This is a genomic window from Amycolatopsis anabasis (genome assembly GCF_009765355.1).
GTDB classification, from domain to species: Bacteria; Actinomycetota; Actinomycetes; order Mycobacteriales; family Pseudonocardiaceae; genus Amycolatopsis; species Amycolatopsis anabasis.
This window is the reverse complement of the sequence record NZ_VTHK01000009.1, coordinates 138,358-151,931: the sequence shown is the minus strand read 5'-3', so window position 1 is coordinate 151,931 and position 13,574 is coordinate 138,358. Positions and strand designations below refer to the sequence as shown.

The 13,574-nt window shown below is 68.2% G+C and carries 15 protein-coding genes; 6 read left to right on the top strand and 9 right to left on the bottom strand.

Translation table 11 applies throughout. The features are described from left to right. Positions 1 to 23: 23 nt before the first annotated feature. A complete protein-coding gene (locus tag FXO23_RS14515) occupies positions 24 to 863 on the bottom strand; it encodes a TetR/AcrR family transcriptional regulator (RefSeq protein WP_158884978.1) in 840 nt (279 codons plus the stop codon). 111 nt (positions 864 to 974) lie between these two features. Here FXO23_RS14515 and FXO23_RS14510 point away from each other — a divergent pair, with 111 nt between their 5' ends. Further along, positions 975 to 1,628 carry a GNAT family N-acetyltransferase gene (locus FXO23_RS14510; protein WP_158884976.1) on the top strand — a complete coding sequence of 218 codons (654 nt, stop codon included), beginning with the start codon at positions 975 to 977 and terminating at the stop codon, positions 1,626 to 1,628. 15 nt (positions 1,629 to 1,643) lie between these two features. Here the strand turns inward: FXO23_RS14510 and FXO23_RS14505 are convergent, their stop codons facing one another. From FXO23_RS14505 to FXO23_RS14490, 4 genes are all read right to left on the bottom strand, one after another. Beyond that, complete coding sequence (locus FXO23_RS14505) at positions 1,644 to 2,111, bottom strand: hypothetical protein (RefSeq protein WP_158884974.1); 468 nt, start codon at positions 2,109 to 2,111, stop codon at positions 1,644 to 1,646. A 17-nt stretch (positions 2,112 to 2,128) separates the two neighbouring features. Beyond that, entirely contained in the window at positions 2,129 to 3,352 is a 1,224-nt protein-coding gene (locus FXO23_RS14500) for a WXG100 family type VII secretion target (RefSeq protein ID WP_158884972.1), read from the bottom strand. Then, a complete protein-coding gene (locus FXO23_RS14495) occupies positions 3,352 to 3,672 on the bottom strand; it encodes a hypothetical protein (RefSeq protein WP_158884970.1) in 321 nt (106 codons plus the stop codon). Before FXO23_RS14495 ends, FXO23_RS14500 begins: the two co-directional genes overlap by 1 nt. Before the next feature lie 94 nt (positions 3,673 to 3,766). Continuing rightward, positions 3,767 to 4,705 carry a LysR family transcriptional regulator gene (locus FXO23_RS14490; protein WP_158884968.1) on the bottom strand — a complete coding sequence of 313 codons (939 nt, stop codon included), beginning with the start codon at positions 4,703 to 4,705 and terminating at the stop codon, positions 3,767 to 3,769. A gap of 122 nt (positions 4,706 to 4,827) precedes the next feature. Between FXO23_RS14490 and FXO23_RS14485 the strand changes: the two genes are divergently transcribed. From FXO23_RS14485 to FXO23_RS14475, 3 genes are all read left to right on the top strand, one after another. Next, positions 4,828 to 5,250 carry a PPOX class F420-dependent oxidoreductase gene (locus FXO23_RS14485; RefSeq protein WP_218952016.1) on the top strand — a complete coding sequence of 141 codons (423 nt, stop codon included), beginning with the start codon at positions 4,828 to 4,830 and terminating at the stop codon, positions 5,248 to 5,250. Between the two features lie 613 nt (positions 5,251 to 5,863). After that, entirely contained in the window at positions 5,864 to 6,103 is a 240-nt protein-coding gene (locus tag FXO23_RS14480; RefSeq protein WP_158884966.1) for a hypothetical protein, read from the top strand. 467 nt (positions 6,104 to 6,570) lie between these two features. Beyond that, positions 6,571 to 7,107 carry a GNAT family N-acetyltransferase gene (locus FXO23_RS14475; RefSeq protein WP_158884964.1) on the top strand — a complete coding sequence of 179 codons (537 nt, stop codon included), beginning with the start codon at positions 6,571 to 6,573 and terminating at the stop codon, positions 7,105 to 7,107. On the opposite strand, the gene FXO23_RS14470 is transcribed toward FXO23_RS14475, so the two are convergent. Then, positions 7,108 to 8,664 (bottom strand): MFS transporter, encoded by a 1,557-nt coding sequence (locus FXO23_RS14470; protein ID WP_246257235.1) that lies wholly within the window; start codon positions 8,662 to 8,664, stop codon positions 7,108 to 7,110. It abuts the gene before it with no gap. A 94-nt stretch (positions 8,665 to 8,758) separates the two neighbouring features. Here FXO23_RS14470 and FXO23_RS14465 point away from each other — a divergent pair, with 94 nt between their 5' ends. Then, positions 8,759 to 9,373 carry a TetR/AcrR family transcriptional regulator gene (locus tag FXO23_RS14465; RefSeq protein WP_158884962.1) on the top strand — a complete coding sequence of 205 codons (615 nt, stop codon included), beginning with the start codon at positions 8,759 to 8,761 and terminating at the stop codon, positions 9,371 to 9,373. Here the strand turns inward: FXO23_RS14465 and FXO23_RS14460 are convergent. Beyond that, positions 9,370 to 10,782, bottom strand: a complete 1,413-nt coding sequence (locus FXO23_RS14460) for an LVIVD repeat-containing protein (protein WP_158884960.1) — start codon at positions 10,780 to 10,782, stop codon at positions 9,370 to 9,372. The two genes, FXO23_RS14465 and FXO23_RS14460, sit on opposite strands and share 4 nt — an antisense overlap. Positions 10,783 to 10,887: 105 nt before the next feature. Between FXO23_RS14460 and FXO23_RS14455 the strand changes: the two genes are divergently transcribed. Then, complete coding sequence (locus FXO23_RS14455) at positions 10,888 to 11,781, top strand: LysR family transcriptional regulator (RefSeq protein ID WP_158884958.1); 894 nt, start codon at positions 10,888 to 10,890, stop codon at positions 11,779 to 11,781. Here the strand turns inward: FXO23_RS14455 and FXO23_RS14450 are convergent. Both FXO23_RS14450 and FXO23_RS14445 read right to left on the bottom strand, forming a co-directional pair. Then, positions 11,773 to 12,729: a Gfo/Idh/MocA family protein gene (locus tag FXO23_RS14450; RefSeq protein ID WP_158884956.1), complete on the bottom strand. Its 957-nt coding sequence runs from the start codon at positions 12,727 to 12,729 to the stop codon at positions 11,773 to 11,775. The genes FXO23_RS14455 and FXO23_RS14450 overlap by 9 nt on opposite strands. Positions 12,730 to 12,904: 175 nt before the next feature. After that, positions 12,905 to 13,573, bottom strand: a complete 669-nt coding sequence (locus tag FXO23_RS14445) for a class I SAM-dependent methyltransferase (protein ID WP_179956766.1) — start codon at positions 13,571 to 13,573, stop codon at positions 12,905 to 12,907. Position 13,574: the final 1 nt, after the last annotated feature.

Below are 13,574 nucleotides of genomic sequence, written 5' to 3'. Positions count from 1 at the left end.
CCGACCGGATTCCAGGCTCGCCGCTACGCCGACGTCCCCGTCGCGTCGGCCAGCAGCACGGCGATCCCGTCGAGCACCCGGTGCAGCCCGAACTCGAACCAGCTTTCGAGGTCGTCGCCGTCGGGTACGGCGGTGGCCAGTTCGGACAGCCAGGGATAGTGGCCCGAACCGGCCATTCCGGCCAGGCGCCCGAGCTGCGTGTTCCACCATTGCGGACCGCTGACACCGGTTTCCCGGACCGTTTCGGTTTCCGCGACCCCCATCAGGGCCGTGCCCTGCACGTACCCGCTCACCAGCAGATACACCGACAGCGCGGTCCGATGGTCGAGACCGTGCCCGGCGACGGCGGTCATCGAACGGTCCACCGCCTCCAGCACCGAGCGGACCAGGGGTGGGCGCGTCGTCGCCAGCACCCGCAGCAACCAGGGATGCCGCCGGTAGACCGCCCACTCCTGGCGCGCTTCGTGTTCGAGCAACGACCGCCACCCGGCCGCGGAAGCATCCGGCGGCCGGTACCCGGCGAGCGCGGCGTCGACCATCGCCCCGACGAGATCGTCCTTTCCGGACACGTGCTGGTACAGCGACATCGCCGCGATGTCCAACCGGGCCGCCAGTTCGCGCATCGACACCGCGGAGAGCCCTTCGGCATCGGCGAGCCGGACGGCGGCCAGCACCACGGTGGCGCGATCCAGCTGGCCACGTGTCGCCAGCGCCCGGCGCGGTCGAGGACCCGGGGCGCGGCGGGAACCCGCGCCGTCCCGGCGAGCCCGGTACGCCCGCGCCTGACAAGACCTGCCGCAGTACCGCCGCGGCCGCCCGCGGCCGGTGTCCGGGAGGTCGGCGCCACAGCACACGCAGTTCATCCGAACCCCCTTTTCGTCACTCCGATTCCGTGACGAAAGTACTCGAACACCCGCGACTGTACGGGTAACTGTGGTTCACGCCAGCGATCTTACGATGTACGGAGCAAGTCGATGACCGAAGCGAACCACGCGAAGCCCACCGTCCGCACCGCGCAACCGGCGGAGCTGGACCAGATCGCGCCCGCGTACGCGGCCGCCGGCGAAGACGAAGCCGTCAGCGCCTGGGTGAGAGCGGCCGAGCCGCACTCCCCCGGAATACCCGCCGGCCTGCTCCGGGAATGGCTCGCCGACGCCCTCCGCACCGGCGAAATCCTCGTCGCGGAAGGACCCGGCGGCGCCATCGAGGGCGTATCCACCTGGCAATGGCTCGACTCGCCCGCCCCCCTCCAGCACCAGGCCGCGGCCCTGTGCGCGCTGGCCCGCAGCCAACCGGGCACCGCGCTCCAGCGACTCGCCACCGCGCTCCAGCACACCGCAGACCACCATCCCAGCACCCCGCACTGGTACCTCGCCTCCATGGCGGTACTCCCCCACTGCCGGGGCCGCGGCATCGGAGGAGCCCTCCTCCGGCACCGCCTCCGGCAGTCCGACGCCGAAGGGCACCCGACGTATCTGGAAGCCAGCACCACGCGAAGTGCCGCGCTCTACGCGCGGTACGGCTTCCTCAGCACCGGCACCCCCATCCCGCTTCCCGACCACGGCCCCCGGCTCCAGCCCATGTGGCGAGAGCCGCGAAGCGCTCGAACACCCGGCCCGGCAACGTGAACACGCGCAGCATCTTCAGCGGCGTGTGTCGTTCTCCGGCGGTGCCGCGGACCACCGGTGGTGCCGGGCGTCGGTGTGTCGCGGGGCTGGCGCGGACCGGGTGCGGTCGCCGCGGCGCCGGGCGTACCTGGGGCGTGGTACCTCGGCCAGCGGGGTCGCGGTGTTGGCCCGCGCGTCGCGCACCTCGTCCTTGCGCACCATGTCGTCCAACGGATTCCCGGACGGCTCGCCGGGCTCCTCGAAGCCGAAGTCGATGATCTTGGGCTTACCACGCTCGGCCATGGACGCGTTCGTGCGCCTGGCCTCGGCGCGGCGCCGGATCGCCGTGGCCCGCTTCTGCCACCGCTCACCGAGGTCCTTTGTGGATTGTTCGGCGGCGGTGCGGACGGCCTGCCGGTCGTCGGCCATGCGCGCCACTTCGGCGCGGGTGTTGCCGATCGTCCGGTCAAGCGAGCGGGCCAGCCGTCGTGCCTGGTCGTGCATGGTCTCGGTCCTTTGGCTCAGTCGTCGGTTCCGCCGGCGCCACCCTGGCCACCGGTTCCGCCCGCGCCGGACTGCAGGGCGTCAACGGCACCCTCCTGGCCGGCCAGCGCGGCCCGCAGCCCCTGCCACGCCTGCTCGAACCCCTCGTGGGTCTGCTGGCACACCCCGTCGAATGCCTGCTTGTGGCTGTCGTACATCGGCACCAGGTTCGCGTTCAGCCAGTTCGTCGCCTCCTGCGCGAGCCGCTCCTCCACCTCGTTGCCGGTGGTGTAGCAGGCGCCGGATTCGTAGTCGATGCCGAAGGCCGAGGCGATCCTGGCGTGGTCGTCCGTCGACGCCTCCCTGCGGGCACACCTGATGACGATGCCCACCAGCTCACCGTCCAGCCCGCCGATCTCGACCGCGTACAGGTCCAACACGGCCTGGGCTTTCACACAGCACAGTTCCTCGATCCGCGGCACCACCACGTCGAGCGCGTCACCGGCCAGCGCGAGCCGCTCCACCGCGGTCTCTCCGCCGGCGACGACGACCGTGTCGAAAAGCTCGCTCGCCGAGTCCGCCGCATCGCCGTCCCAGGAACCCAGCAGCGAACGCACGGCGTTCCGCAACGCCTCGAGGTTCTGCTGAAGGCGTCCGGCGCCCTCGACGAACCGAGCGCGGTCGGCGTAGAGCGCGGCGAAGCTCACCTCGCGCTGCTCGTCGTATTTCTTGACGAACTCTTCAATGGACAGCGAGCTTCCGGTCCAGTCGTTGTAGTAAGGGGTGAATATCTCGAAGAACTCGAGCCCGGAGTCACCACCGTCGAATATCGCCGCCGACGTCGCCTCACCGGTCGTGCCGGTAGACCGCAGCCGCTCGTTGAGAGCGCTGAGTTGCTCGGTGTCCTCGCCGTGCTCGGCATTCGCCTCGGACTCCTTCTTGGCGCTGTCACACAGCTCCCGCAGATCCACCGGCATCGGGTTGTAGAAACCCAAGGACGCTTTCGACCGGTCGTTGCCGTACTGAAACATGTTGTCGAAGTCGTCGCGCGCGCCGTACTTGTCGACGTACGCCATGACTTCGTCCGGAACCGCGTGCTTGTTGTGGACCGGTTCGCCCGACTCGTCGACCGAACCGGTGGCGAAGTCGTACGCCCACGCCGCGGCAATCTGCCGTTTGGTCGACTCCGGCACATTCGGGTCGTCGAGGATCTCCTTGATCTCCTCGTCGGACGGATCCGGGACAGCCTCTCTCCTCGCCATCAACTACCCCTTGAATCCAGGCCGGAGATCCGCTCCGTGCTGTCCGCCTCGTTGCGCCCGTACTCGTTGGCCGCCTCGCCCAGGCTCCGGCCGAACGACGCGGTCACGTCGTGGAACCCCCGCAGCACCGATGCCAGCTCGCCGCGCACGGCGGCGAGGTAGGCCTGCCCGTGACCGGCGTACTTTTCACCGCCGAAACCCGTCGGCGCCACCTCGGTGGCAGTCGCTCTCCGGCTTTCGGCGTCGATGGAACTCGCCGCCGCCTCGACCCTGCGTGCGGTGTCGGCGAGCTCCGCCGCCGTGACATCGAATCCCGTCATCCCCATTCCCCCCACTGTTTCCATCGCTCGGAAGATGTCGGGAGCCAGGGTGGAGTGCGGCGCTTTCACCCCGCTTTCATAGGCGCGTACCGGGTCAGGTCCGGGCTGGTGGCGCCTGCTGAGCCAGCTCGCGCGAGACTTCGACGGCGACCTCGATGGCGCGGGCCACCAGCGGCGACTGACCGCCGCGTCCAGGCGGCCAGTGAAGGTAGGTCGCGCGCGTGGGTGTGGGGTCGAGTTCGTGAACCCGCAGATCCGGCCAACCTTCCGGGCCATGAATGGCGCCACAGGAGCGGCACACGACGTGGTGAATCGCAAGCCAGGGCAGCACGGCGAGCCCCATCCCGGCGCGCACCAGCGACAAGATCGTTTCGTTGCCCGCCGAGCGGAACACGATGCGCGGCTGCGCTCCTGCCTGCGCGAGGGATTTCTCCAATCTGGGCTGGTCACAGGTCGCCGGCCAGGCCACCATCGCCTTCCCGTCCAGCTTCCGCGCGGGTACCGGGCCGGCCGGCAGGTCTCCCGGATGCGCCACCACCAGGTAGGGGTCTTCCATCAGCAGGACGTGTTCCGCTTCGTCGCCGATCAGTCCGTCGTAGAACAACAGGTCGAGATCGCCGATCCGCGCCTCGTCCGGTTCCGCTTCCGAGAGCCTGATCTCGCAGTTGGGATGCTCGTCCCGAAGGCGGCGCAGCACGGTTGGCAGGATCACGTTGGAGACGCTCTGCAGGGTGCCGACGTCGATGCGGCCATCGCCGGCCTTGAACCGATCAACCGCACGTCCCAGCGCTTCGGCTTTCGACAGCAGCTCCCTGCCTTGCTCGAGCACCACGGCGCCGAGCGGGGTTATCCGCACCGGCCTTGGCCCACCCGGCCGATCAAACACGGAGCCGCCAAGAGCCCTCTCCAGCGCCGCGATGTGCTGGCTCACGCTCGACTGGGTGTAGCCCAGCCGGTTCGCCGCTCGGGAGAACGTCCCCTCCTCGGCGATCGCGATCATCGTCGTCAGCTGCCGCAGGTCGATGTCGGCCATGACTCCCATATATAGCATATCGCGATGGATCTGATCGTAAATCATCGCTTTTCTTGATCGCTCATCGCTCCTAGCGTCGACGCCAGGAGCCCTGGGAAGAGCAACCAGAAAGGAAAACACCAATGACGACAATGACCGACACCGAATGGCGATCCTTTGTCACCGCGGGAACAAGGCTTGCCCACCTAGCCCTCACCCGCGCCGACGGGCGACCCCACGTCACCCCGGTCTGCTTCATCCTCGACGGCGACGAACTCGCCTTCGCCCTATCGCCCGGGAGCGTCAAAGGCAAGAGCCTGGCGCGTGACCGGCGCATCGCGGTCTGCGTCAGCGATGAGCGGCGACCCTACAGCTTCGTGGCCATCGAAGGGCATGCACGAATCTCTGCCGAGCCAGCGCAGATCAAACACGTCGCCGCGGGCATCGCCGACCGCTACTACCCCGCTCACCCCGCAGCGGACTTGGCTGAATCATTCGTCCAGGAAGGCTTCACCGCAGTTCGGATCAGCATCACCAACGTCATCGCCCGATCTGGCCTCGGCTGACGCGTCCCACACCCGCGCCACGACCGGCAGACGCTCTGGCGCACTCCGCGTGATCCACTGCCGGGCGAAGTGCTCCGTCCAAGATGCGGGTCAACGTGCCCATTCTGGTTGCCGTTCGTTGATCCTTGCGCATGCACTCATGCGGCAGAAGAGTGCGTCCATCCCGGGGCACCAGTGACGGTCGGGGTGGACGTGACAGCATCCATCCCGTAGAGCCAAATTCGGCAACACATTCGACATGATTTTGTCCTGTCCCGATAGATGCTTTGACAACACGGTCCACCTGATGTTTGACAGTGGCCGTGCTCACTTGGCTGTCGCACACCTGTTTGCGGGTGCGTCTTCGTGCTCGAAGAAGCCCGCCGCAGTGCCGAATACACCCCAACTACCTACATACTCGACCCCGCCGAACGCGCGTGACCGGCCTTCTTCTTGACGGTTTGAGGAGCGCTGTCCAAAGCCTCCGGAAAGCGGGACGAATTTTCTTTACGCACGGCAATCATGTTACCCCTGACCAAGATCACCCGACAGGGTGATTTGTGTTCCACGTCACACTCTGTCGTGTATGGTTGTGACAACGCATCACAAAAATGAGCGCAAAGGAGTGATTCTCATGAGAAACAAGATTGCGGCTGTGGCGGCGGTTGGGTTTGCGATGCTCGGCGTGCAGCTTATCTCGGCCGGTTCGGCACAAGCCATAGTCGGGGGAGCTGAGGGCGAGGTTGCCAATGCGTCGTTCCAAGCCGGGCTGGAGTTGGACGGTATTACGACCGACCTCTTGGACAAGACTACGATTGAGGTGCCAGTCGTAGGCCTCGCCGAAGCGACGGTCACTGTTGACACCAGCAAGTAACCGGCGAGTCGGCCTGCTCCTGACAATAAACACCAGCAGGCATAGAATCGCCATCTCCCAATGTGATCATTTGCTGTTTGTTGGTTGGTTCTTGGAATGGAAAACGGCGACACTGTGACACAGTGCCGCCGTTTTCCATTTTTTAGCTATGCAGCCCTGGTGTCCGTCTAAATCGAGCGTTGTTTCCAGTGACGTAGTAGGTGCAATGTTGAGTGCTCGGAGCAGTTGACCGGCTCCGGCTACCCAAGCCGGCGGTCACCCACGCCAACAGATCCAGCTCACCGGTTGCCCGGGTTCGCTCTGCGCCACGCGGAACCCAACACCCTCACCTCGGCAGCAGAGAACGTTCGGCGCGGCAAGCAGGTCAACCGGGACCGCTCGCGAGAAGCGGTTCGACGGGACCGGGCAAAGAGGTCGGCGCGCAATAAGAAGGGGTGAGCCTTTTCTTTCATGGAAGCATTGGCAGCATGGTCGAGCTTCGAGACGCGACGCGGGCCGACGCGCATGGCATCGCCAACGTGCTGGTGCGGTCCTGGCGCGCCGCCTACCGCGGCCTGCTCCCCGACGATGTCTTGGCCGGTCTGTCCATCGCCGACCGGGAACAGTTCTGGTCGGAGGTCCTCACCGCCCGCCCGCCGCACACCCGCGCGATCGTCGCGACGATCGCGGACGCCATCGTCGGCTTCGCCGCGACCGGTCCGCCGCTCGTGCCCGCCGACCGCGCCGACCCCACCCTCGGCGACCTCTACGCGCTCTACCTCGCCCCCGACGTCTGGCGCCGCGGCATCGGCACCCAGCTCCACGCCGCCGCCCTCGACCGGCTCCGATCCTGCGGTTTCACCCACGCCGGATTGTGGGTTCTCGACACCAACGAACGCGCCCTGCGCTTCTACCACCACCACGGCTGGACCGATACCGGACGTGCTCAGCTCGACAGGGGACCCGGCGGCACCGAACTGCACGAACGACGGCTCCACCGCTGTTCGACCTCGCCGCGCCGGTGATTATTCGAGATCCGTGGTCGTGCCGGTGACGTGGAGTCGATTGCCGGGAATCAGGTGCTCGTTCCGCGCAGCCTTTCGGGCCGCGCGGCCCGATCCTCGGCCATCGCCGGACGCATCGCGGCGGGCGCGCTGCCGGTCTCGTTGCGGGGGCAGGAGGAACGCGGTCGCCATGACCACCACCATGAGCACGGCGATGACGTCGAACGCGCGGCCGTAGTCCGCCGCCAGCGCCTCCGGTGTCGTCGTGGTGGTGGCGGCGACGGTCACCAGCGCGGCGAGGCCGAGCGCGCCGCCGACCTGCTTGGTGGTGTTCATCAGTCCGGAGGCGGCGCCGGCATCCTCCGTGGCGACGCCGGAAGTGACCGCGGTGGTGAGCGGGGTGTTCACCAGCGCGCTCCCGATGGAGAACACGATCGCCGGTCCGAGGATGCCGGTCAGGTACCCGCTGTGCGGGTTCAGATCGCCCTGCCACCAGAACCCGGCGGCGGCGATCAGCGCTCCGGCCGCGATCAGCACGCGGCCGTCGAGGAGACGCATCAGCCACGGCGTCACCCGCGCCCCCACCGCCATCTGCACCACGGTGTGCGGCAGGAACGCCAGACCGGTCTGGATCGGGCTGTAGTGCAGGACGTTCTGCATCGACAGGGTCAGGAACATCCACATCGGATTCAGGCAGGCCCCGGCCAGCAGCATCGCCGCATTGCCCGCGGCGACCGACCGGATCCGGAACAACCGCGACGGAATCAGCGGCACGGCGGCGAACCGGGACTCCACCACCGCGAACACACCCAGCAAGGCCAATCCGGCGAGCACGCCCGTCAACGTCGAGGGTGCGTCCCAACCCTGCTCTCCGGCTTGGGCGATGCCGTAAGCCAGTAGCGCCAATCCGGCGGTCGCCAGCACCGCACCAGGGACATCGACCCTGCGGCGGGTCCCGGCCGTGTGGTCGGCGGCCACGAAGCGGGCCGCCAACAGGATGGCCACGGTCCCGATCGGCACGTTGATCAACAACGTCCAGCGCCAGGACAGGTACTCGGTGAGCACCCCGCCGACCAGGTTGCCCGCCGTGCCGCCCGCGATGCCGACCGCGGTCCACATCGCCAACGCCCGCGTCCGCTGGGTTCCCTCGGGGAAGGTGGTGGTCAGGATCGTCAGCGTGGCCGGTGCCAGCACGGCCGCGCCCACACCCTGCACCGCGCGGGCGGCGATCAACAGCCCCGCCGAATTCGCCAGGCCACCGGCCAGGCTCGCGCCCGAAAACAAGGCCAGGCCGAGCAGGTAGCTACGCTTGCGACCGAAGAGATCCGCCAGCCGCCCACCGAGCGGCAGCAGCCCGGCGAAGGTCAGCGCGTAGGCGTTGACCACCCACTGCTGGCTGGTCGAGTCGAAGCCGAGCGCCCGCTGGATCGAGGGCAGCGCGACGTTCACCACCGAGATGTCGAGCACCACCATGAACTGCGCCGCGCACGCCACCGCGAGCACCACCCCGCCGAGTTCCGGCCGGGAACGGGCGTCCGTCGCGACGCCGGGTTCGTCCGCGCTCCGCCGCATGCCCATCGCCCTCCTCGCCCCCGCCAGCTTGTTGATACAGCGGTACCATATACACATGTACCATAATCGGGAGGTGCGCTGACAGAGGAGGAAGTGACAGGTGCCGAGGACCGCCGATCACACCGCGCGCCGCGCCCAGATCGCCGAGGCTCTGGTGCGGGTCGCGGGCCGGGACGGGCTGCACGCGGTCACCATGCGGGCGGTGGCCGCCGAGTCCGGCGTCTCGCTGCGGCTGGTGCAGTACTACTTCGAGACCAAGGCCCAGCTGATGCTCGGCGCCCTGCGGCACCTCGAGCGGCAAAGCCGCGAGCGGTGGGCGGCGCGCCTGGCCGCGCTGCCGGATCCGCCCCCGCCGCGGGCGTTCGTCGAAGCTTTTCTCACCGAAGCCCTGCCCAGCGATGAGCGGAGCCGGGTGTTCCAGCTCGTCGGAACCTCCTACGCCGTACTGGCGATGACCGACCCCGAACTCGCGCACGAACCGTTCGTCGCCGGTGCCGACGACCTGGAACGGCAACTCGCCGAAGCCCTGTCCCGGGCACGCGATGCCGGGCAACTGCCCGCGGCGGTGGACGTCCCGGTCGAGGCGGCGCGGCTGCTGGCGCTGAGCCACGGCTTGGGCACGACCGTGCTGATCGGGCAGCGCACCGCCGACGACGCGATGGCGGTGCTGCGTTACCACCTCGATCAGCTCTTCGCCCCGGCGTCCGAAACCTAGCGGGTTCTCGGCTGGGGTCCGACGTAGCGCAGGATCCACATGCCTTGGTTCTTGTCGGTGATGTAGATGAATCCGCGCCGGTCCACGACGACGTCCTCGGTCTGCAGGACGAGTTCGCGTTCGGGCAGGTAGCCGTATCGCTTGCGGGGTTCGGGTGGGACGAAGTAGCCGATCTCCTGGGGAAGGCGCCGGTTGGACACGTCGTAGATCCGCAGGCCGGCGTTGAAGTGCGCGAGGTAGAACAGGTCGCCCTGCGGCTGTACGTCGGGGTGGTACTGGTGGTGGTTGAAGTTGTGCGGCCCGCACCAGCCGCCGCGGGTGGTGAAGTCGTCGTAGGGCGCGTCCCGGGGCGGCACCGGTTCGGGCAGCAGCGACAGCAGGAACGGTTTCGCCGGGTCGCTGATGTCCACAATGGATGCGTGGTGGGCCGGGCCGGTGCCGTAGGAGATGTCTTCGGAATTGGCGTATCCGATGCCCTGGCCGGGCAGGGGCAGGAACCCGTGCACTCCGAACTGGGAGTGGAACGGCGGGCTGAACGGCAGGTGGCCGATCTGGCGCGGGCGGGACACGTCGGAGATGTCCAGCACGATCAGCCCGGCGCCGCCGTAGGGCAGGTACACCAGGCCGTCGTCGGTCGGATAGGGCGGGCCGTGCAGGTGCACATGCGCTCCCGCGCCGCAGCAGAATCCGTGGGTGTGCGCGGGCGGGTCCTGCGGTGCCGTGGTTTCCTGGCCCGGCACCCACCATCGCCCGGCTTCGCGGGGACGGGCGCGATCGGAGATGTCCAGGATCACGTAGATGTTGCCGTGGAATCCGGGCATCGCGGCGGACAGGTGCGCATACCGTCCGCCGGTGTAGATGTTGCGGTGGGTTCCGTTGCCGCCGGTCCGGAAATGACTGAGCAGCCGGGGATTCGCCGGCTCGGCGATGTCGTAGATGAGCACGCCCTCGTTGAACGGCGCGGCCGGGTCGGTTCCCGGTGCGCCTTCGGGGAACCACTTCTCCATCGCGGTGATCAGGGTGTCCCCGGCCAGGGTGGCTTGCAGCCCCATGGTGTTGCCCTGCGGCCCCGGGGTGGGCCAGTAGCGCAACACCCTGGCCCGCCGGGGATCGGTCACGTCGACCACGCTCCAGCCCGGTGACCAGAAATGTCCCATGTAGACGTACCAGCGCCCGGCTTTCTCGCGGATCGCCATTTTGAATCCGGGCCGCTCGTCCAGATCGCAGTAGCCGACCACTTCGACATTGCGGGCATAGGCGCCCGCGGGTGGGGTGACCGCCACGTCCCGGTCGGTGGTCGGGGCGGCGTTCCCTGCCGCGGCGGGGTTGCTGGGAACGCCCAGCGCGGTCGCTCCGGCCAGACCGGCCGTGGCAATCGCGCGTCGGCGGGAAAAACGCGTGTCGGACACAGTGTCTCCTCAAAGCTCGGCTACTCGCATTTCCAGCCTTGACGAGCCCGAACCACGCGTCCAATATATTTTTCAAAGACAACTAATAGGGGTTGGGTATCACTCGTGGTCGATCTGCGTCGCATGGAGTACTTCATCGCGGTGGCCGAGGAACTGCATTTCGGCCGGGCCGCCCGGAGACTGCGGATCTCCCAGCCGCCGCTGAGCATGCAGATCCAGCGCCTCGAGGCCGAACTCGGCGTCCAGTTGCTGGAGCGCACCAAACGCAACGTCGCGCTCACCGCCGCCGGCGCGGTGTTCCTCGACGAGGCGCGCGAAACCTTGCGCCGGGTCAGCCGGGCCACCGAGCGGGCCCGGCGCGCGGCCCGCGGCGATCTCGGCAAGCTCGCCATCGGCGTGATCGAGTCCGCCCTCTACAGCGTCGTGCCCCCGGTCATCCGCCACTTCTGCACCCGCTTTCCCGAGGTCGAGATCAGCGTCACCGAATCACGGATCGCCACCCAGCTCCGCGACCTCGCCGAGGCGAAGCTGGACGTCGGCTTCGTGCACCCACCGCTGCGGCATCCCGAACTGGCCGAGGAAACCCTGTTCACCGAACCACTCCTGGCCGTCATTCCGGACAGCCATCCCCTGGCCGCGCAACGAGAAGTCAGTCTCGCCCAGCTGTGCGCGCAACCGCTGATCATGATTCCCCGGGAAATCAACCCACCCCTGCACGACCGGTTCATCGCGCGCTGCCACCAGCTCGCCCTGGAACCGGTGATCTCCCGGGAGGCTTGGCCCAAGCAGACCGTCGTCGCCCTGGTCGCGGCCGGCCTCGGACTCTCGGCCCTGCCCGCCTGTATGCAACGACTCGGGCACCCCGGAGTCGTCTACCGCCCGCTCACCGACAGCCAGATCGACGTGACCACCTCGCTGGTATGGCGGAAAACCGATACCGCCCCCACCACTCTGGCCTTCCTCGACTCCGCCCGCGAGGTATCGATCCCCTCAAGGTGAGACGGGGTTGCCGCGTCTGGCTTTCCGGTCGATGTCGAGGGTCAGCTCGAGGGCGTCCAGCGTGCTGGCCGGGGTGATCTGGTTGCCGGTTTCGCCGCGCAGCACGGCCAGGACGTGGTCGATCATCGCGGCGTACTGGTCGGCGGGCGGAAGCTCGAGTTCGCGGGCGCCGTCGGCGGTGTAGGCGGTGACGGCGCCGGTCGGCTTTCCGTCGAAGCCCATGGTCGAGGTGGAATCCAGGACACCGCCGGTGAAGGTGGCGGTGTAGCCGCCGCGGGCGCCCCAGGACATCGGCATCAGCGAGGACACCGAGTCGCGGGCGAAGGCGCCGTCGAAGCTCAGGGTCGCCTCGATCGAGGCGCTGTGGTCGTCGCGGGCGACCGTGGTGACCTCGGCCCGCCGCGGCAGGCCGAGGGTGCGCGTGATGATGTCCAGATCGCTGTGCATGGCCTCCAGCGGTAACACCGCGAGGCCCAGCGAAGCGCCCGGCCACAGGTGCGCGGTCAGGTTCCACAGGGTCAGTTGCTCCAGTCGCCCGTAGGTGCTGTCGCGGACGGCGTCGAACAATGCGCGGTTGGCGGGGATGAAGCGTTCGAACATGTCCACGAACACCTGTTTGCCGCTGCGTTCGGCGGCCTCGACGACCCGTTGCGCGTCGGCCAGGTTGTCGGCCAGCGGCAGCTCGACCAGGGCGTGCTTGCCCGCCTGAAGCGCGCGCAGCACGTACTCGGCGTGCAGCCCGATGGGCAGGCAGATGTCCACCAGGTCGAAGGACCCGTCCTCGAACGCGGCATCCGGATCGGTGGCCGAGGCGAACCCGAACCGCCCGGCGACCGCGGCGGTCTTGTCCGGGTCGCGGCCGAACATCACCACCTCGACATCGGCGCGGTCGGCGTAGACGGCGGCGTGCGCCTGCCCGAACCCGGTTCCCAGCAACGCGATCTTCATTTCGTTTCCCTTCGCCCGCCAAAGCGTCGCCCACACTAGACGCTGTTGAGGTCAGAACTTGTCCTCAAAAACGGTCATTCGGCTCGCGCCGGGCGGACACCCTCTCCCGGCGCCGGGTGAGCGGAGGGGTGTCGGGCTATTTGTCCATATTGGACAACGAGATGTGCGCTGAAGATCAGCGATCGCGCTGTGCGACGAGAACTACCGTGGGGCCGACCTGTCCTTCGGCGGGAAGCCGGAGCTCGGCCGTCGGTCGCAGCCCGGCCTGCTCGACCAGCGCGGCGAGCTGATCGGGCTGCCACCGGTAGGTCGTCCAGCGGACCGGAACCCCTCCGTAGGCCTCGGTACGCAGCACGTCGCCGTCGCCGACGTGCGTCGCGATGATCAGCTGCCCCTGCGGCAGCAATGCCCGGGCGAAGGACGCCAGCACCCGCGGCAGGACGTCCCGGGGCAGGTTGAACAACGACCACCAGCCCAGCAGCCCGCCCCACGACGCCTCGGCCAGATCGAGCTCGGTCGACGACCCGACGCTGAACGTGCACTCCGGATGGAGGCGGCGCGCGTGCTCGATCATGCGGGGCGACAGGTCCACCCCCGTGACGTCGACGCCGCGTTCGGCCAGATAGGCCGTGACCGTGCCCGGTCCGCAGCCGACGTCGAGCACCGGGCCCAGCCCGCCGACCGCGTCGGCGAACACGTCCATCGCGGCACGCAGCCACGGATGGGTGCGGATGTCGCCGACGCCCGTCGTCGTCACCATGTCCACGTAGTTGTCGGCCACGCGGTCGTAGGAATCGCGAACGACATCAAGATCGGCGGGCTGCGGCACCGGACGCGAATGCATG

What these genes read in the sequence shown, in the direction of transcription:
- FXO23_RS14445 (WP_179956766.1), bottom strand. Translation starts at nt 13,573, where the DNA reads ATGCATTCGCGTCCGGTGCCGCAGCCCGCCGATCTTGATGTCGTTCGC.
- FXO23_RS14490 (WP_158884968.1), bottom strand. Translation starts at nt 4,705, where the DNA reads ATGGCCGACATCGACCTGCGGCAGCTGACGACGATGATCGCGATCGCC.
- FXO23_RS14515 (WP_158884978.1), bottom strand. Translation starts at nt 863, where the DNA reads ATGAACTGCGTGTGCTGTGGCGCCGACCTCCCGGACACCGGCCGCGGG.
- FXO23_RS14505 (WP_158884974.1), bottom strand. Translation starts at nt 2,111, where the DNA reads ATGCACGACCAGGCACGACGGCTGGCCCGCTCGCTTGACCGGACGATC.
- FXO23_RS14495 (WP_158884970.1), bottom strand. Translation starts at nt 3,672, where the DNA reads ATGACGGGATTCGATGTCACGGCGGCGGAGCTCGCCGACACCGCACGC.
- FXO23_RS14450 (WP_158884956.1), bottom strand. Translation starts at nt 12,729, where the DNA reads ATGAAGATCGCGTTGCTGGGAACCGGGTTCGGGCAGGCGCACGCCGCC.
- FXO23_RS14475 (WP_158884964.1), top strand. Translation starts at nt 6,571, where the DNA reads ATGGTCGAGCTTCGAGACGCGACGCGGGCCGACGCGCATGGCATCGCC.
- FXO23_RS14510 (WP_158884976.1), top strand. Translation starts at nt 975, where the DNA reads ATGACCGAAGCGAACCACGCGAAGCCCACCGTCCGCACCGCGCAACCG.
- FXO23_RS14470 (WP_246257235.1), bottom strand. Translation starts at nt 8,664, where the DNA reads ATGGGCATGCGGCGGAGCGCGGACGAACCCGGCGTCGCGACGGACGCC.
- FXO23_RS14500 (WP_158884972.1), bottom strand. Translation starts at nt 3,352, where the DNA reads ATGGCGAGGAGAGAGGCTGTCCCGGATCCGTCCGACGAGGAGATCAAG.
- FXO23_RS14480 (WP_158884966.1), top strand. Translation starts at nt 5,864, where the DNA reads ATGAGAAACAAGATTGCGGCTGTGGCGGCGGTTGGGTTTGCGATGCTC.
- FXO23_RS14485 (WP_218952016.1), top strand. Translation starts at nt 4,828, where the DNA reads ATGACGACAATGACCGACACCGAATGGCGATCCTTTGTCACCGCGGGA.